Genomic DNA, 16,502 nt, shown 5'->3' with positions numbered 1-16,502 from the left:
TGACGGCGGGCAACGGCCCCCCGACGAGGAGTTAGCAACGATGCCGAAGGCGCATCCCATCGCACCTGCCACCATCCCGGTCGCGCGCGCCGGCCGGCCGGTCCGTGTCGTCCACGTCCTGGGCTGCCTGGACCGGGGCGGCATCGAGACGGCCTCGCTCGATCTCTGCCGGTCCATCCCGCCGACCGAGGTCCACCAGACGTTCGTCACCACCGGCGGCTGGCTGGGCGCGTTGGCCGACGACTACCGGGCGGCGGGCGCCGACGTCACCCAGTGCCCGGGCGCGCCCCGGTGGTCGTTCCTGTTCCGGATGTGGTGGCTGTTGCGCCGGCTGCGGCCCGACGCGGTCGTCGGGCACATCAAGCTCACCAGCGCGCCGATCCTGCTCGTGGCCCGGCTCTGCGGGGTGCCGGTGCGGGTGGCCCGGATGTGGAGCGAGAGCGACTGCGCGCCGGACACCCCGGTCCGCCGGGCGAAGCGGGCGGTGTACCGCTGGCTGCTGCCGCGGGCCGCCACCGACGTCCTCGGGGTGACCGGCGCGACGCTTGACTTCACCGGCCGGCGCGGGCGGGACTCGCGGTACCGCGTGCTCTACAACGGCTTCGCCGCGGACCGCATCACCGAGGGTGCCAGGGACACGGCCCGGCAACGCTGGCGGTTGCCGCTCGACGCGCCGGTCCTCGGTTACCTCGGCCGGTCCGCCCCGGTGAAGAACCGGCCCTTCCTGGTGGAGGTGCACCGGGCGGCCCGGGTCCGGCAGCCCGACGTGCGGCTGCTCGTGGCCGGCGCCCGGGGCACGGACGACATCACCGACGCGCATCCGGACGTCGTCCACGATCCGCAGGTGGTGCTCGCCGGCGAGGTCGAGCAGATCGGGCCGGTGCTGGTCGCCGCCGACGTGCTGCTGCTGCCGTCGCTGACGGAAGGGCTTCCGGGGGTGGTCCTGGAGGCCCTCGCCAGCGGACTGCCGGTGGTGGCCAACGACCTGCCCTGCATGCGGGAACTCGCCGCGCTGCTGCCCGGGGTGACCCTGGTGCCGCTCGCGGCGGGCGCCGACCGGTGGGCCGAGGCGGCGCTCGACCAGGCCGCACTCGGCGGCGCCGAGCGCGAGGCGTTGCGCAAGGCCCTTCGGTCGTCTCCGTTCACGTTGGACCACGTGTCCCAGGAGTGGCGCCGGGTCTGGGGCGTGCCCGCGCCCGCCGCCCCGGTGTGGCCGCTGGAGCAGTCGGCAGGACGCCGATGAGCACGCCGGCCGGTCTCGTCCTGCCCGTCGGCCCCGAGGCGCCGGTCCAGTCGGGTGAGGGGCGGAAGCGGGCCTGGGAACTCCTGGCGGCAGGCGCGTTCACCACGTCGCTCTCGCTCGCGCTCGTCGTCTGCGTGCCGTCCCTACGCCACTGGCTGATGGCGCCGGTGACGGTGGGCGGCACCGTCATCGGGGCCGAGGCGGTCCGCTGGTTCCGGCGCGGTACGGACGTGCTCGAACCGCGCGCCTGCGCGGGTCTGTTCGGCTTCCACTTCTTCTACGTGGTGCCGGTGCTCACGGTCGTCAACCGGACGTGGGGGACGGACTACTACAACCCGCCCGACTGGCCGGAGGCGATCGGCGCGTTGTCGGTGCTGAACGTCGTCGGGCTCTGCGTCTACCGTCTGGTGCTCGACGCGCCGGGCCGGCCACCCCGTCGGCGCCAGCCGGCCCGGATCCTCAACCTGCGAACGTTCTACCTGTTCGGTGTCGTGGCGGCGGCGGTCAGCGTGGCGCTCTTCTTCGGCTACCAGGTCCGCTCGTTCGGTGGCTTCTCGGCGTTCGTGGCCGCGATGACGAACCGGGCGGTTCCGCCGGACCTCACCAAGTTGGGCTCGATCCTGCTGATCAGCCAGGCGTTCCCGCTGCTTGTCTACACGCTGGCGCTGGTGCGGTGGCGGGACGCGTTCGCCCGTGGTCCGGTCCGGCTGGCCCTGCTCCTGACCGGCCTGGTGGTCACCCAGTTCTTCGTGGCCGGCCTCGGCGGCAGCCGGAGCAGCACGCTGTGGCCGCTGCTGCTCGCGCTGGTCATGGCCCACCTCGTGGTGCGACGCCTGACCCGGCGGGCGCTGCTCGGGCCCGCGGTGCTCATCCTCGTGTTCCTCTACGGCGCCGGGTTCTTCAAGGTCGGCGGCGTGGACAGCATCCGGGAGATCCGGCAGACCGGTTCGGTCACCCAGGCCGAGTCGTCGACCGGGCGCAACGTGCCCCTGCTGTTGACCGGCGACCTGGGTCGCACCGACGTGCAGGCGCTCGTGCTGCACCGCCTGCTGTCCGGCCAGATGCAGCCCGAGTACGGCACGACCTATCTCGCGCCGCTGCGGCTCTGGTTGCCGAACTCGATCGCCCCGCTCGACTTCGAGACCAAGCGCGACGTCGGGTCGCGTTGGCTCTACAACCCGCTGTACGGCCGGGGGGAACGGAACGCGAGCAAGGTCTACGGGATGGCCGGCGAGGGGATGATCAACTTCGGGCTGCTCGGCGGCGTGCTCTCGTTCGCCGCGTACGGCCTGATCATCCGCCTGATCGGCCGTCTGTACCGGACGGCCCGGGACGGTACCGCGCTGACGCCGCAGATCTTCGCCGCGATGGCGTGGGGGCTGACGATCGCCGTCAACGCCGACCTCGGCAACATGATCGATTTCAACATGATGTTCACAGTGCCGGTGGTGCTGCTGCTCCTGCTCAGCAGTAGCCGGTCCCCCGCCGGGCCACCGGCCCTGGGCCCCACCGTGCCGCAGCCTCACCGGCCACCACGACCGGATCCGGTCGACCGGGAGCGCGTGCTCCGCTAGCCCGCCGCACGCCCGGACCGGCCGGTCCACGACCGCACAATCCTCGGGGGACTGACCACACATGACCCGCTCAGGGGCCGGACCGACATCTGCCGCGCCGCCCGCGCCGAACCGGTACGCCGTGGTGCAGGTGTTCGGCGTCCTCGACGTGGGCGGCGCGGAGCTGCGGGCCGTCGAGCTGCTGCCGCACCTGGCCGCGGCCGGCGCGGACGTCCATTTCGTCACGCTGGCCGGTCGCTCCGGGGTGCTGGCGCCCACGGTCGAGCGCCTCGGCGCGCGGGTGCGACCGCTGCCGCTGGACGTCCGGTTCCCGCTGCGCTTCGTCCGGTTCCTCGTCCGGCTGCGACCGCGGGTGGTGCACTCCCACGTGGCGACGTTCTCCGGCGCGCTGCTCCTGCTCGCCCGGCTGGCCCGGGTGCCGGTCCGCATCGCGCACTTCCGCAGCGACGGGGACGAGCACGGGAACACGCTTCGCCGGCGGGCGCAACGGTGGATCATGCGCGGCTTGATCAGGTGGTGCGCCACGGACATCGTGGGGGTGGCGCCCGGCGCCCTGTCCCACGGGTACCGGCCCGACTGGACGTCGGACCCGCGGTGCCGGGTGGTGCCCAACGGCCTCGACGTCGACCGGCTCGACGGCCCGTCCGGCTTCGACCTCCGCGCCGCCGTCGGCGCCGCCCCGGGCGAGGTCGTCTGCCTGCACGTCGGTCGCCCCTCACCGGCGAAGCGGCGGTGGCTGGTGCCACGGATCGTGGCGGCGTTGCGGGCGGCCGGCGCGGACGGTCACGCCGCCCTGGTCGGCCTCCGTCAGGAGGACGACGAGGAACGTGTCCGCGCCGAGGCGCGGGCGGTCGGCGTGGCGGGCCGCGTCCACCTGCTCGGCCCCCGCGACGACGTCGGCGCGGTGATGCGGCAGGCGGACGTCGTGCTGCTGCCGTCGGCGCGGGAAGGGCTGCCGGGCGTGGTGCTGGAGGCGCTGGCGGTCGGCACGCCCGTGGTCGGGTCGGACCTGCCAGGCGTGCGCTTCATCGCCGCGGAGCTGCCCGGGGTCAGCCTGGTGCCCCGGGACGCCCCGCCCTCGGAGTGGGCCGCGGCGATCGCGCCGCTGGTCCGGGCGGGCCGCACGGACCGGGACCGCGAGGCCGCCCGGCACGCGTTCCGGGCCAGCGTCTTCTCGCTGCGCTCCGCCGTCGACGCCCACGTCCACCTGTACCAGGGACGTCCGGAGGGCCCGGCCGGACGGTCCGACCACCGGATGACCGCCCCGGCGACGGAGCGTGCCGGACAACCATGACGAATCGACGAGGCGGGCCCGCCGCGGCGGGTCATCGAACCGGTCGCGACCACGGGAGGACGGTGCCGGCATGTGCGGGATAGCGGGTGTGGTGTCACCGGAGCGGCCGGCGGCCGACCTGGTCCGCCGGATGTGCGACGAGATCGTGCACCGGGGGCCGGACGGCGCCGGGCTGCACGCCGACGAGACGTGCGCCATGGGCATGCGGCGGTTGGCGATCATCGACGTCGCGGGCGGCCAGCAGCCGGTCCGGAACGAGGACGGGACCGTGGTGGCCGTCTTCAACGGCGAGCTGTACAACTTCGCCGAGCTGCGGGCGGAGCTGATCGGCAAGGGGCACCGCTTCGCCAGCGAGGGGGACTCCGAGTGTCTGGTGCACCTCTACGAGGAACACGGCGACGAGCTGGTGCACCGGCTGCGCGGCATGTTCGCGTTCGCGGTCTGGGACGCCCGCCGCCGGCGGCTGCTGCTGGGCCGCGACCGGCTCGGCAAGAAGCCGCTGTACTGGTGGTCGAACGGCGCTGCCCTCTCCTTCGCGTCCGAGGCAAAGTCGCTGCTGCGGGACCCGTCGCTGCACCGGCGGGTCGACCCGGTGGCGTTGCACCACTACCTCACCTACCACTACGTGCCCGCGCCGTGGTCGATCTACCAGGGCGTCTCCAAGCTCCCGCCCGGACATCTGCTCACCTGGACCGACGGCACCGTCGAGGTACGCCGGTACTGGCGGCTGGACTGCACCCCCCGGCCGGTCGCCGACGAGCACGAGGCGGCCGCCGAGCTGCGGGACCGGCTGCTGGACGCGGTCCGGGTCCGCATGGTCAGCGAGCGGCCGCTCGGCGCCTTCCTCTCCGGCGGCGTGGACTCCTCGGCCGTGGTCGCCGCCATGGCACGGCAGTCCAGCGGCCCGGTGAAGACCTTCAGCATCGGCTTCGAGGAGTCGCGCTACGACGAACGCGCGCACGCGCGCCTGGTCGCCCAGCGGTACGGGACGGACCACCACGAGCTGGTGGTGGATCCGTCCTGCGTGGACCTGCTGCCGACGCTGTCCTGGCACTTCGACGAGCCGTTCGCCGACTCCTCCGCCATCCCCAGCTTCTACGTCGCCCGGATGAGCCGGCAGCACGTGACGGTGGTGCTCAACGGCGACGGCGGCGACGAGTGCTTCGGCGGATACCAGCGGTACGCGCTGCTCCAGGCCCTGGACCGGGTGCCGCGTTGGGCGAGCCCGGCGGCACTGGGTCGGGTCGGCGCCGCGCTGGTCCGGCGTACCACGCCGGGCTCCCGGGTGCGTGGCCTCGGCCGGCTCCTCCATCTGGTGGGGCAGGAGCCGCTGGCCCGCTACCGGGCGATGATGACCGCCTATCCCCCCGAGCAGCAGCGCGCGCTCTACACCGACGACCTCCGCGAGCAGGTCGCCGGCTGGGACAGCTGGGCGCCGCTCGCCGAGGCGTACGAGTCGTCCCGGGCGGCGGACCGGCTGGGGCGGTTCATCGACGCCGATGTGAACACGTACCTGCCCGGCGACCTGCTGCCCAAGGTCGACATCTCCACCATGGCGAACTCCCTGGAGGCACGCTCCCCCTTCCTCGACCACCACCTGATGGAGTGGGCGGCGCACCTGCCGACGTCGCTGAAGGTTCGCCGGGGCACCACGAAGTACCTCCTCAAGCGGGCGGTGGAGCCGTGGCTGCCGGCGGAGCTGGTGCACCGGCCGAAGATGGGCTTCGCCGTCCCGCTGGGCCGGTGGCTGCGGGGGGAACTGCGGGACATGTCGTGGAGCCTGCTCACCGACACCACCGCGCGGTCCCGCGGGTTGTTCCGGCCGGAGGCCGTCACCGCCCTGCTTCGGCGACACGAGCAGGGTCAGGACGAGAGCCACCGGATCTGGGCGCTGGTGCAGTTCGAGCTCTGGCACCGCCGCTGGCTGGACCCGTCCGGCTCACCGGACCACGGGCCGGCGATCCCGGCCCAGGTCGTCGGCACCGCCGAGCACGGGCTCACCGGCTAGCGGCCGGGCTCGGCCCGCGCACGTCGGCGGGCGTCGGCCGCTGGCCGGCGAGCGCACGCCGGTAGCCGTAGAGCAGGGTGGGGCCGACCGCCAGCGCGTAGGCGGCGCAGCCGGCGAACGGGACGGCCGCGAGCCCGTACCGGCCGGCGACGTACCACTTCGTCGGCACCGAGAGCCCGAGGAACATGATCTGGCCGATCAGGTGGGGACGCACCACGCCGGCGGCGTTCTGCACCATGAGCACCACCGAGAATGTCCCGACCAGCACGAAGTAGAGCCCGAGCCCGACCAGCAACCACCGGCTGTCGCCAAGCGGCACCGGCAGCCAGACCGCGAACAACCAGTCGCCGAGCAGCGCGAGGACGGCGGTCGGGACGGCGGTGGCGACAAGTGACAGGATCACCATCCGCCGGACCGTGCGGCGCACCCAGGCCAGGTCGCCCCGCGCCAAGGCGTCGCCGTTCGCCGACCAGAGCGGCATGCTGATCATGGAGACCAGCATGCCGACCAGGGAGACCAGCTTCGCCGGCAACGCGTACGCGGTGACGCTCTGCGGCCCCAGCGCGTGCGCGATGATCAGGTTGTCCGCGTTGGTCGCCATCGCGTAGAGCACCACCACCACGAAGAACAGCCCGCTCAACCGGAGCAGGGTGACGCTGAGACGACGGTCGACCGCGCCCAGCCTCGGCCGGAGTTCGGGCATCCCCCAGCCGAAGATCCAGACGCTGACCGCGAGGTTGGTGGCCAGCGGACCGAACGCCGTCGCGGTGACCACCGCGACCGGGGCATCCGGGGCGTGCGTCGCGAGCAGCACCAGCGGTACGGTCGCCAGGGACCCCGCCCCCTGCCAGAGCGCGCAGGACGCGACCCGCTGGTAGGCGTACTGCACCCGGACGATCAGGGCCAGCGGGATGTTCAGCAGGAACCCGGTCAGGCAGATCAGGACCATGCTCCTGGTCTCCCCCGGCGCGACCTCCCCGGTGACGTTGAACACCGCCGTCCACGGCACCAGCCCGGCGCCCAGCCAGAGCAGGACGCACAGGCCGGCCGCCACGGCGCCGAGCAGCGCGTACGCGGTGGAGATGTAGCTACGGGCCCGCGCCGTGTCGCCGTTGGCATAGCAGGGCGCGAGCTTGGTCATCAGCCCCGCGCCGAGCCCGAGATCGGCGAAGGTGACCATGCCGGTCAGCGCCAGCACGGACATCCACAGCCCGTACCGCGCGGGTCCGAGCGTGGCCAGCGACACCGGGATGAGCAGGATCGGCGCGGCCAGGGCCACCGCCCGGGCCAACGCGGTGGTGGCGATGCCCCCGGCGAGCCGCCGACTGCGGGTCGTGTCCGGTCCGGCGCCGGGCGGCGGTTCGAGGCCGGCCGGCGCCGTGGCGGCCGGTCCCGCCGGCGAGCGCGGTGCCGCCGTCATCGTCCGCCGGCGACGTCTTCGCGGCTGGTCGCGGGCGGGACGGAGGCGTCCCGCCAGGTCCGGTACCAGTCGAGCGTGCGGCGTACCCCCTCCTCCAGCGGCACGTTCGGCTCGAAGCCGGTCAGCCGCCGCAGCGCGCCGAGGTCCGGGCACCGCCGGTGCACCGACCGGGACGGCGCCGGCAGGTGCCGTACGGCCGGGGCCACGCCGGTCAGGCGCAGCACCAGTTTCGCCAGGTCGCCGATGTTGGTCTGCTCGGTGTCGTTGCCGACGTGCACGATCTGCCCGTCGGCCGCCGGGGTGGCCATCAGCCGGACGACCGCCTCCACCGCGTCGTCGACGTGGCAGAACGCGCGGAACTGGTCCGCCCCCCAGATCCGGAACGGGTCCTCGCCGGCCATCGCCCGCAGCGCCATCTCCGGGATCACGTGGTCGGCGCCCATCCGGGGGCCGTAGACGTTGTGGAACCGGCCGATCACGGTCGAGCAGCCCCGGGCCCGCGCCCCGTGCAGCAGCAGCGCCTCGCCGGTCAGCTTGCTGATCGCGTACGCCAGCCGGGGCGACGCGACGTCGGCGATCATGACCGGCACGTCCTCGGGTGTGGGCACGGGCACCAGCCCGGCGTCGACGCCGCCGGCGTACACCTCGCTCGTGGAACTGAAGAAGACCCGCAGGCCCGGGTGGAGCCAGTCCACCAGGTGCGCCGCGGTGAGCGTGTTGACCCGCAGCACCCGGGCCGGATCGGCCTCCACGTTGCGCACTCCGACCACGGCGGCGAGCAGGTAGACGTGGTCGACGTCGCGCGGCAACCCCGGCCACGCCGCCGGGTCGGTCAGGTCCGCCGAGAGCACGTCCACCGCGCCCGTCCCCCGTAGCGCGGCGATCCGCTCGTCGTCGCGCCCGCGCGAGAAGTCGTCCACCAGCACGACGTCGTGGCCGTCGGCGACCAGCCGCTCGGCCAGGTGCAACCCGATGAATCCGGCCCCGCCGAGCACCAGTGCCCGCATCAGACCGACACCTCCCGCGCGGCCGACGCCCGGGGCGCCGGCGGCGCGCCGCTCGACGGTAGGTAGCCGATTCCGGCGTAGCCGACCCCGGCCGCCCGCACCGCCGCCTCGTCCAGGACCCGCCAGGAGTCGAAGACCAGCCGGACGCCGGTGCCGGGCAGCAGCGTGGCGACCGGCAGCGCCCGGTAGTCCGGGTGGTCGTTGAGCACCAGCACCGCGTCCGACTCCGCGAACGCCTTGTCCGTGCTGACCGGCTCACCCCCGTGCTGCCGGATCACCTCGTCGGTGACCATCGGGTCGTGACCGAGCACCACGAGGCCCGCCGCCGCGAAGACCGGCAGCATGCCGGTGATCGGCGTGCCCCGCATGTCGTCGGTGGGCGGCCAGCCCTTGTACGCCCAGCCGAGCACCGCCAGCCGGGTGCCGCGCAGGTCGTCCCCGCGCTCCTGCCGCAGGAGCCGCACCACTCGCTCGGCGACGTGCACGGGCAGCTGCTCGTTGAGCCGCCGCGCCGCGCCGACCAGGAACGGCGGGCGCTCGCGGGCGCTGGCGATCATGAGGTACGGGTCCTTGGAGAGACAGCCGCCGCCGACGTAGCCGGGACGGCTCAGGTCGGGGCGGGGATAGTCCAGGTTGGTGGCCCGGATGACCTCCAGCGGGTCCAGCCCGTGTGTCTCGGCGATCAGGGCCACCTCGTTGCCGTACGCGTAGATCAGGTCGGTGTGGCAGTTGTTGGCGAGCTTCACCAGCTCCGCCGCCTCCAGACTGGACACCGGCACCAGCCGGCGGGCCAGCCCGGCGAAGAACTCCAGCCCCGCCTCCAGGCTCGCCGCGTCGAGCCCGCCGACGACCTGCGGCAGCTCGACGAGTTCGCGCAGCGCCTGCCCCTGGATCGTCCGCTCCGGCGCCATCACCAGCCGCACGTCGCCGCCCCACGCGGCCGCGAGCGCGGGCAGCACGACGTCGCGGCTGGTGCCCACCGGCACGGTGCTGCGCACCACGACCAGCGTCCCGGGCCGGCAGTCCGCCGCCACCGCCGTCGCGGCCTGGGCCAGGTTCTCCAGCCGGGCCCGGTGGTCGGCCGGGTCGACCGGGGTGGAGACGCACAGCACGACCGCGTCGAGGTGGGCCGGCAGGCGGTCGGTGACGAACAGCGACCGGCCGGTTTCCCGGCGGAGCACCTCCTCGATGCCGGGCTCGAAGAGGTGCGGCCGGCCCGCCCGCAACGACTCGCGGACGGCGGGCTGGGTGTCCACGCCGTGCACTTCGTATCCCGTGTCGGCGAGGGCGGCGGCGAGCGTCACGCCGACGTAGCCGAGGCCGACGACTCCGATCCTGTGGTACACGTCTACTCCTCTGGACGGAAACGGGACGACAGCGGCGCACCCGGCACCGCTGGGTGGGGCGAGCGGCTCACGCCGGGGCGACGACGCTCGGCGGCAGGAGGAGCGGCCGCAGGTCCTGGAAGGTCCGGTTGGCCTCGTCGTAGTCCTCGGGCCGTCCGATGTCGAGCCAGTGCCCCTCGAAGGGGTAGTCGGCCGGATGGTCGCCCTGCCTGATCAGGTCGAGCATGAGCTGGTCGAAGCCGAACGGCTGACCGACCGGGTAGGACGCGATCGTCTTGGCCGACAGGCCGTAGACCCCCATGCTGACCTGATAGTCGAGGGTCGGCTTCTCGGCGAAGTCGACGATCCGGCCGTCGGCGGCCGAGAGCACCCCGAAGTCGATCTTCACGGTGCGTCGGAAGGTCGCCACCGTGACCGGAGCGCCGGAGGCCATGTGGGCCCGGAGCAGATCGGCGTAGTCCAGGTCGGTGAGGATGTCGCCGTTCATGACCAGGAAGTGCTCGGGCAGCCGGTCCCGGAGCCCGAACAGCGGCCCGACGGTGGACAGCGGCACCCGTTCCTCGGTGTAGTCGACCCGGATCCCGAACCGTGCGCCGTCGCCGACGAATGCCCGGATGAGCGACCCCAGGTGGTTGATCGCCAGGGTGGCGTGGGTGAAGCCCCGGGCGGCGAGCTGGTGCAGGACGATCTCCAGGATCGCGTAGCTGTCGCCGATCGGCACCAGCGGCTTCGGCAACGCGGTCGTGTACGGCCGCAGCCGGGTGCCGAGCCCACCCGCCATGATCACCACATGCATGGCGCCTCCTCTCGTGCCTCCGCCCAGATCGCCTTGATCGAGTCGGTCAGTTCGTAGGAGGGACGCCATCCGAGCCGGCCGGCTTCGGCGATGTCCGCGCACATCCACGGCACGGCGGCCGAGCGTCGTCCGGCGTCGTCCGGCGTCGCCTCGACGACCGCGCCGGTGAACCCGGCCGTGGCGGCGAGCGCCCGGACCGCGACGCGCACCTGGACGGCCCGGCCGGTGCCGACGTTGAGCACGGTCGGCGCCGCCGGCGCCGCCGCGACCGTGGCCACGGCGAGCGCGAGGTCCCGGACGTCGACGAAGTCCCGGTAGGCGTCCAGCGGCCCGAGGACGATCTCCGGGGCGCCCTTCGCCAGCGCGGCGCGCAGCAGGCGGGCGGCCCGGCCCAGGACGTTCTGCGGCGACAGGCCCGGACCGATCGGGTTGAACACCCGGAGCACGACGCCGTCGAGGCGGCCCGCCGTGACGGCGAGTCGCATCAGCCGGGTGGCGGTCAGGTGGCCCAACCCGTAGCCGCTCACCGGTTCGGCCGGCCAGGTCTCCGGCACGGCGGCGCCGGTGGGCACGACGCCGTACTCCCCCGCCGAACCGAGCCGGACCAGACGGGCCCGTGGCGCGGCGGTCGCCACCGCCTCGACGAGCTTGGCGGTCACCAGCGCGTGCGCCGCCATCATGTCGTGGTCACTGCCGGTCAGCAGGCCGGTGCAGTTCACCACGACGGCAGGTCGGTGGGCCCCGACCAACGCGGTCATCCGGTCCACGGTGGCGACGAGCAGGTCACACTCGGCGCGACGCGGCGCGACGACGTGGTGCTCGGCGGCGAGCGCGGCGCGCACGTGGCGGCCGACGAACCCGTTCGCGCCGAAGACCAGCGCCGTCCTCACCGCGCGTCCCCCCGGTCGGCCACCGGACTCAGGACGCCCATACCGCGCCGTCCCCGGCGTGTGCCGTGACCGCCGGTCCGGTGGTGGCCGTCGCCGCGACCCGTCCCGACCGGAACCAGTCCACGGTGGCGCGCAGCGCCTCGGCGAACGGGGCCGGCGAGGCGGCCGGGAACAACTCGCGGAGTCGCGTGTGGTCGGCCTGGGACTCGCGGACGTCACCCGCCCGGGGTGGGACGTGCACCACCTCCAGCGAGCGGTCCAGCACGGTCTCCAGTTCGGCGATCAGGTCGAGCAGCGAGATGCGCGCGCCGAAGGCGAGGTTCACCACGTCCGGGGACGCCACCCGCCGCAGCACGGCGTCCACGATCACCGAGGTCACGTCGCCCACGTAGGTGAAGTCCCGGGACTGGGTCCCGTCGCCGTGCACCTGCAACGGCCGGTTCGTCAGCGCCGCGGTGACGAACCGGGGCACCACCGCCGCGTACACGTGGTTCGCCGCCTGCCGTGGGCCGAAGACGTTGAAGAAGCGGAACGGCAGGACCGTCGTGCCGTAGCAGTGGGCGTAGGCGATCGCGTACGCCTCGGTGGCCAGCTTCGACACCGCGTACGGGCTGACCGGCATCGGTCGCAGACCCTCCTGGCGCGGCAGCACCGGGTTGGCGCCGTACACCGAGGACGAGGAGGCGAGCACGCACTGCGCGACACCGTGCCGGCGGGCGGCCTCCAGCACGGTAAGGGTGCCGGTGGCGTTCGCGTGGTGGCTGCGCAGCGGGTCGTCGACGGATCGGGGAACGGATCCGAGGGCGCCGAGGTGCACCACGCTCGCCGCGCCCACCATGGCCCGGTCGAGCAGCTCGGGGTCGAGCACGGAACCGACCAGCAGCTCCACCGGCAGCCCGCGCAGGTTCTCCACCGACCCGGTGGAGAGGTCGTCCACGGCGACGATCTCGGTGACCCGGCCCGTTTCCGACAGGGCCTGGACCAGGTTGGAACCGATGAAACCGGCGCCCCCCGTGACGACGACTCTCACGTGCGCTCCTACCGGTAGCGGATGCTCTCCCGCAGGGCCAACGAGAGAATCCGACGTTGGTTACTAAATGCCGCAAACCTCGTTCCCCTCGGTAGAGCTACGGACCGACCCCCGCGGTCGGTCCGCCCATGACCGTTCGGAGGCGAACCACGTGGCACTGCGCGTCGCCGTCATCGTCAAGACCAACTACGGCGGGCTCTGGACCATCCCGCAGGCGTGTGCCCTGCGGGACCGCGGCCACGAGGTGGTGGTGATCTGCCCGCCGGGCGGCCGCCTGAACGCCCGGCTGGCCGAGGCCGGCATCCGCACGGTGGCGTCGCCCTTCTCGTTCCGCTTCCGGCCCGGTCCCACCACGCTGTACGAGTTGTGGCGACTGCGCCGCCTGGTCCGCCGGCTCCGCGTCCAGGTGCTCTACCACCACCTGTACGCGGCCACGCTGGCCGCGCGCCTGGCCACCGTCGGCCTGCCGCTGGTCCGGGTGCAGTTCGTCGCCGGGCCCGCCTTCCTGGAGTCGCCGGTGGTCCGGGCGGTGGAACGGCTCCTCTGGCGGCTCGACCGCGCCATCATCTGCGGCACCCGGTACACCTCCCACCTCTACCGCGCCCTGGGCGTGCCGGCCTCCCGCCGGCCGGCCGTCACCAGCGGGCTCGATCTCGCCTGGGCGACCGCCGACCTGCCCGACGACACCGCGGCGACCAGGGCCGAGGCCCGGGCGAAGTCCCGGGCGGACCTCGGGCTGACGCCCGACCAGTTCCTGGTGATCATGGTGGCGTACGTGTACCCGCCCCGGAAGCTCGCCGCCCACCGCGACCGCGCGTTCAAGGGCCACGACGTGCTGCTCGCCGCCTGGCAGGACTTCCGCTCCCGGCACCCCGAGGCGGTGCTGATGCTGGTCGGCGGCGGCTCGGACCAGGCCGGCGAGGACCACCGGCAGGACCTCATCCGCCGCTTCCACGTCGCCGAGGATCCCTCCGTCCGGTGGATCGACACCGCCGACGACGTCCGGCCCCACTACCGGGCCGCCGACCTGAGCGTGAGCCCGTCGCTGAGCGAGGGGCACGGCGCGCCGCCGGAGGCGGCGCTGCTGGACGTGCCGAGCATCGTCAGCGACGCCGGCGGGCTGCCCGAGACGGTGGACGACACCTGCGGGTGGGTGGTCCGCCGGGACGACCCGGCCGCCCTGGCACGGGCCCTGGAGGACGCGTACGCGGAGTTCCGGTCCGGCCGGCTCGCCGAGCGCGGGCTCCGGGCCCGCGAGCGGTCGCACCGGCACTTCGACAACCGGGTCTCGGCGGTCCGGATGGCCGAGGTGATCGAGCACGCGGCCGGGGTCGGCGCTCCCCCGGGGGATTACGCCCCACCCGAGTACGCCCCGGCGCCGGCGCCCGAGGAGGTCTCGCGGTGACCGGCGCGGACCGGCGCGTCAAGCGGATCGTCGACGTGGTTGTGGCCGTGGCGGTCCTGGTGCTGACCGCGCCGGTCGTGGCGGTCGCCGCGCTGCTCGTGCTGGTCCAGTTCGGCCGCCCGGTCTTCTTCCGTCAGGAGCGCACCGGCCGCCACGAACGGACCATCCGGGTGGTCAAGCTCCGCACGATGTCCGACGACCGGGACGCGGAGGGGCGGTTGCTCCCCGACGGCGTCCGCTGCCGGGGCGTCGGCCGGACGCTGCGCCGGCTGAGCATCGACGAGCTGCCCCAGATGATCAACGTGCTGCGGGGGGACCTCAGCCTGGTCGGTCCACGGCCGCTGCTGCTCCGCTACGACCCCTGGTACACCCCGCGGGAGCGGCTGCGCTTCGCGGTCCAGCCGGGCATCACCGGCCTGGCACAGGTGAACGGGCGCAACGACCTGGCCTGGACCGACCGGCTCGAACTCGACGTGCGGTACGTCCTCGCCTGGTCGCTCTGGCTCGACCTGCGGATCATCGCCCGGACGGTCGGCAAGGTCGTCCGCGCCTCCGGGGTGGCGGTCGACCCGTCGTCCCGGATGCTCGACCTCGACGAGGAGCGGCGCCTCACCTCGGTGCGGTGAGGTGCAGGGAGCCGCCGGCCTGCGCCTGCTCGGGCAGCGAGCCCAACGCCCTGCGGAAGCTCCCCACCAGGGCCGGGTAGTCCTTCGGCGTGACGTCCTGGTGCACCGGGAAGTTGATGATGTGCCGGGCGAGGTCCGCCATCGTCGGACGGTCGCGCAGGTGCTCGATGAGCGTGTGATAGAGGCTGACCATGCCGAACCCGTCGCGGTTCATCGCGGCGTACACGTGGTCACGGTTCTCCCGCCCGGCGCCCAGGATCCGCACCGGCAGCGTCTGCGGGGCGTCGTCGTCGTGCAGCTCGGGCCACATCAGCTCGAACGCGCGACCCCGTTCGGGCAACGCCCGCAGCAACGCGGTGAGCGCGCGGAAGTTCTCCTGCCGCCGCCGGGCGATCCCCACGGCGTCGTGGTCGAGCAGGTGCCGGGAGAACGCCGGCTCGGTCTCCCGCTGCCCGGTGATCCGGGCGGGATCGCGGTAGGTCACCATCCCGCCGCGGGCGTCGGGCATCGGCAGCATCTTGTGCAGGGAGTAGAGCGCCACCTCGCCGGTGCGGCCGGCCGGGCCGCCGAGCGCGTGGGTGAACCACGCGTGCGCGAGGTCCTCCAGCAGCAGCGCCCCGTGCCGGTCGGTCAGCTCCCGGATCCGTCCGATCGCCCGCTCGGTACGGCCAAAGTAGTGGATGACCACGACCACGTCGTACCGGCGCTCGTCGAGCCGGGCCTTCAGCGCGGGCAGGTCGACGGCGAGGTCCTCGGTCAGGTCGTAGAAGCCGGGGTCGAGCCCGAGTTCGGTCACCGGGTCGAAGACGCCGCTGCCCTCGTTGGCCGACCAGCCGATGAACGCCGGCAGCAGGATGTCGCGCCGCTCGCCGCGCCACACCTGCGGCTGCGCGAGCAGGTCCCGCATGCCCTCGCGGGCGGCGCCGTAGAACAGGCTCGGGGTGCGGAAGCCCGCCGGGTCGGTGGCGGTCTTGGGGATCGTCTGCGTCATGCGTGCTCCAGGCGGGTTCGGATCTCGGCGGTGGACATCCTGAGCGAGCGGTTGACGGCACGGAGTTCGCCGACGGCGCTCGGTGGCGCGTCGTCGCCCGGCGTCATGACCAGCACCCGGTCGACCTCGGGGAACTCCTGGCGCACGGCGGCGAGGAGGGCCGGCTGCCGCAGCGTCGCCGGGTCGAAGCACCGCAGCACCCGGGCGCTCGGCCGGCCGAGCCGCACCCGGCCGGCATCGGCGGCGACCGTGAACTCGGCGAAGCCGTACGTGTCGAGCCAGGCCCGGGCCGCGTGCAGCCCGTCGAGCCGCACGTCGTCGCCCGGGGCGATCCCGTCGAGCGCGAGATCCGCGACCCACCACGTGCTGGTCGCCTCGACGGCGAACCCGAGCCGGTCGTAGAGCGCGCGGGCCGGGGCGTTGTCGGCGAAGACGTCGAGCTGCACGGTCCGCACGTCGGGACTGCGGTCGAGGTACGCCCGCAGCAGATGGCGGGCGACGCCGCGTCCCCGCGCCGCCTCCACCACGCAGACGTACGAGAGATGGGCCCGGTCGCGCTCCGTCAGGGTCAGCTCGGCGAAGCCCAGCCGGTCGCCGTCGGCGGCCTCGGCGACGAGGAAGCAGCGGCCGGGGAACGATGCCGGATGGGTGATCACGACCTGCCAGAACCGGTCGATGCCGGGCTGGGCGGAGGTCAGGTAGTCGCGCAGGCGCGGCGCGAACGACGCCCGGCTGACCTCGGCCAGCCAGGCCGCGTCCGCGGGCACGGCCGGGCGGACCCGGACGGCCGCCGGGGCACCCTGGCGGGACGGCACGGTCGGTCCGGTGTCGAGCCGCGCGGCAAGGTGCGGTATCGGCATGTTCACACCTTA

Annotated in this window: 14 protein-coding genes; 6 read left to right on the top strand and 8 right to left on the bottom strand. The window is 73.7% G+C overall.

All coding sequences use genetic code 11. The features are described 5' to 3' along the window. The first annotated feature begins 40 nt into the window (after positions 1-40). The 4 genes from ACGFI2_RS27110 (at position 41) to asnB (ending at position 6,119) form a co-directional block, all read left to right on the top strand. Entirely contained in the window at positions 41-1,243 is a 1,203-nt protein-coding gene (locus tag ACGFI2_RS27110; protein ID WP_393522015.1) for a glycosyltransferase, read from the top strand. Next, a complete protein-coding gene (locus ACGFI2_RS27105) occupies positions 1,240-2,817 on the top strand; it encodes a hypothetical protein (RefSeq protein ID WP_393522013.1) in 1,578 nt (525 codons plus the stop codon). Before ACGFI2_RS27110 ends, ACGFI2_RS27105 begins: the two co-directional genes overlap by 4 nt. A gap of 61 nt (positions 2,818-2,878) precedes the next feature. Beyond that, a complete protein-coding gene (locus ACGFI2_RS27100; RefSeq protein WP_393522011.1) occupies positions 2,879-4,111 on the top strand; it encodes a glycosyltransferase in 1,233 nt (410 codons plus the stop codon). Between the two features lie 70 nt (positions 4,112-4,181). Beyond that, positions 4,182-6,119, top strand: a complete 1,938-nt coding sequence (gene asnB, locus ACGFI2_RS27095; protein ID WP_393522009.1) for an asparagine synthase (glutamine-hydrolyzing) — start codon at positions 4,182-4,184, stop codon at positions 6,117-6,119. Here the strand turns inward: asnB and ACGFI2_RS27090 are convergent. The 6 genes from ACGFI2_RS27090 to ACGFI2_RS27065 form a co-directional block, all read right to left on the bottom strand. After that, entirely contained in the window at positions 6,109-7,539 is a 1,431-nt protein-coding gene (locus ACGFI2_RS27090; RefSeq protein WP_393522007.1) for a lipopolysaccharide biosynthesis protein, read from the bottom strand. The genes asnB and ACGFI2_RS27090 overlap by 11 nt on opposite strands. After that, entirely contained in the window at positions 7,536-8,546 is a 1,011-nt protein-coding gene (locus ACGFI2_RS27085) for an NAD-dependent epimerase/dehydratase family protein (protein ID WP_393522005.1), read from the bottom strand. The genes ACGFI2_RS27090 and ACGFI2_RS27085 overlap by 4 nt, the downstream gene beginning before the upstream one ends. Beyond that, complete coding sequence (locus ACGFI2_RS27080) at positions 8,546-9,892, bottom strand: nucleotide sugar dehydrogenase (RefSeq protein ID WP_393522003.1); 1,347 nt, start codon at positions 9,890-9,892, stop codon at positions 8,546-8,548. The genes ACGFI2_RS27085 and ACGFI2_RS27080 overlap by 1 nt, the downstream gene beginning before the upstream one ends. Before the next feature lie 67 nt (positions 9,893-9,959). Continuing rightward, positions 9,960-10,688: a sugar phosphate nucleotidyltransferase gene (locus ACGFI2_RS27075; RefSeq protein ID WP_393522001.1), complete on the bottom strand. Its 729-nt coding sequence runs from the start codon at positions 10,686-10,688 to the stop codon at positions 9,960-9,962. After that, entirely contained in the window at positions 10,676-11,578 is a 903-nt protein-coding gene (locus ACGFI2_RS27070; RefSeq protein ID WP_393521999.1) for an NAD-dependent epimerase/dehydratase family protein, read from the bottom strand. The genes ACGFI2_RS27075 and ACGFI2_RS27070 overlap by 13 nt, the downstream gene beginning before the upstream one ends. Before the next feature lie 28 nt (positions 11,579-11,606). Next, positions 11,607-12,608, bottom strand: a complete 1,002-nt coding sequence (locus tag ACGFI2_RS27065) for an NAD-dependent epimerase/dehydratase family protein (RefSeq protein ID WP_393521997.1) — start codon at positions 12,606-12,608, stop codon at positions 11,607-11,609. A gap of 151 nt (positions 12,609-12,759) precedes the next feature. On the opposite strand from ACGFI2_RS27065, the gene ACGFI2_RS27060 reads away from it, so the two are divergent. Both ACGFI2_RS27060 and ACGFI2_RS27055 read left to right on the top strand, forming a co-directional pair. Continuing rightward, the gene (locus ACGFI2_RS27060; protein WP_393521995.1) at positions 12,760-14,013 is read left to right on the top strand and encodes a glycosyltransferase family 4 protein; all 1,254 of its coding nucleotides are present in this window, start codon (positions 12,760-12,762) and stop codon (positions 14,011-14,013) included. Further along, positions 14,010-14,639, top strand: a complete 630-nt coding sequence (locus ACGFI2_RS27055) for a sugar transferase (protein ID WP_393521993.1) — start codon at positions 14,010-14,012, stop codon at positions 14,637-14,639. The genes ACGFI2_RS27060 and ACGFI2_RS27055 overlap by 4 nt, the downstream gene beginning before the upstream one ends. Here the strand turns inward: ACGFI2_RS27055 and ACGFI2_RS27050 are convergent. Both ACGFI2_RS27050 and ACGFI2_RS27045 read right to left on the bottom strand, forming a co-directional pair. Continuing rightward, positions 14,623-15,630 (bottom strand): DegT/DnrJ/EryC1/StrS family aminotransferase, encoded by a 1,008-nt coding sequence (locus tag ACGFI2_RS27050; RefSeq protein ID WP_393521991.1) that lies wholly within the window; start codon positions 15,628-15,630, stop codon positions 14,623-14,625. The two genes, ACGFI2_RS27055 and ACGFI2_RS27050, sit on opposite strands and share 17 nt — an antisense overlap. Further along, entirely contained in the window at positions 15,627-16,490 is an 864-nt protein-coding gene (locus tag ACGFI2_RS27045; protein WP_393521989.1) for a GNAT family N-acetyltransferase, read from the bottom strand. Before ACGFI2_RS27045 ends, ACGFI2_RS27050 begins: the two co-directional genes overlap by 4 nt. Between the last annotated feature and the right edge of the window lie 12 nt (positions 16,491-16,502).

The sequence above is a fragment of the Micromonospora sp. NPDC049282 genome (genome assembly GCF_043197045.1).
Lineage (GTDB): Bacteria > Actinomycetota > Actinomycetes > Mycobacteriales > Micromonosporaceae > Micromonospora.
Note: the sequence above shows the minus strand (reverse complement) of the source record. Positions and strands in the feature narration are given on the sequence as shown.

What these genes read in the sequence shown, in the direction of transcription:
- asnB (WP_393522009.1), top strand. Translation starts at nt 4,182, where the DNA reads ATGTGCGGGATAGCGGGTGTGGTGTCACCGGAGCGGCCGGCGGCCGAC.
- ACGFI2_RS27045 (WP_393521989.1), bottom strand. Translation starts at nt 16,490, where the DNA reads ATGCCGATACCGCACCTTGCCGCGCGGCTCGACACCGGACCGACCGTG.
- ACGFI2_RS27085 (WP_393522005.1), bottom strand. Translation starts at nt 8,546, where the DNA reads ATGCGGGCACTGGTGCTCGGCGGGGCCGGATTCATCGGGTTGCACCTG.
- ACGFI2_RS27100 (WP_393522011.1), top strand. Translation starts at nt 2,879, where the DNA reads ATGACCCGCTCAGGGGCCGGACCGACATCTGCCGCGCCGCCCGCGCCG.
- ACGFI2_RS27110 (WP_393522015.1), top strand. Translation starts at nt 41, where the DNA reads ATGCCGAAGGCGCATCCCATCGCACCTGCCACCATCCCGGTCGCGCGC.
- ACGFI2_RS27090 (WP_393522007.1), bottom strand. Translation starts at nt 7,539, where the DNA reads ATGACGGCGGCACCGCGCTCGCCGGCGGGACCGGCCGCCACGGCGCCG.
- ACGFI2_RS27075 (WP_393522001.1), bottom strand. Translation starts at nt 10,688, where the DNA reads ATGCATGTGGTGATCATGGCGGGTGGGCTCGGCACCCGGCTGCGGCCG.
- ACGFI2_RS27105 (WP_393522013.1), top strand. Translation starts at nt 1,240, where the DNA reads ATGAGCACGCCGGCCGGTCTCGTCCTGCCCGTCGGCCCCGAGGCGCCG.
- ACGFI2_RS27050 (WP_393521991.1), bottom strand. Translation starts at nt 15,630, where the DNA reads ATGACGCAGACGATCCCCAAGACCGCCACCGACCCGGCGGGCTTCCGC.